1 protein-coding gene is annotated in these 524 nt (G+C 63.2%); it reads left to right on the top strand.

The window, feature by feature from the left end:
• Positions 1-524, top strand: a 524-nt coding sequence (locus DWZ01_RS10235) for a hypothetical protein (RefSeq protein WP_199412433.1), incomplete at both ends; no start/stop codon positions are given.

The raw sequence follows: 524 nt of genomic DNA, 5'->3' as shown, positions 1-524 counted from the left end.
TTGTCGACGCATTCAATACGCGCGCGCCCCAGGCCAACGGCACAGACCTATCGCCAGAGCAGCAAGCTGACGCGGAGCTTGCAAGATACGCGAACGCCGCCCTTGCCGCTCAAACCGACGCCGCCTTTCTCGATTCTGCCGAGAGCTACTACGCGCTCATGGGCGAAGGCTTCCAATCCGGGTCCATCGTGGGAGACCGAGAGACCAATGACGCAGACCTCGCGTATTGCCGTGCCCTGAGCAGCTCCGGCATCACGGATATCCCGGCCTCCGCAAACGACCTGCCATTCCTTTCCTTCCTGCCTTACGCCATTGCCACGGCGCCGTCTTTCCTCCCCTTCATCCCCTTCCTTCTCTCGTCGATACTCGTGCTCGGCGCCACAAGGCCCGGGACCCTGGCGGCAAAGGCGCCCGTGCCCAAATTCCGGCGCCTTATCCAGATCGTGTTTTCGATAATCGCCGCGGGGACCGCGATGCTCCTCGCCGGCCTCGCACCCGGGGGCATTTACGCCTTGGCCCTAAAC

The sequence above is a fragment of the Collinsella sp. AF28-5AC genome, assembly GCF_003457875.1.
GTDB lineage: Bacteria > Actinomycetota > Coriobacteriia > Coriobacteriales > Coriobacteriaceae > Collinsella.
Note: the sequence above shows the minus strand (reverse complement) of the source record. Positions and strands in the feature narration are given on the sequence as shown.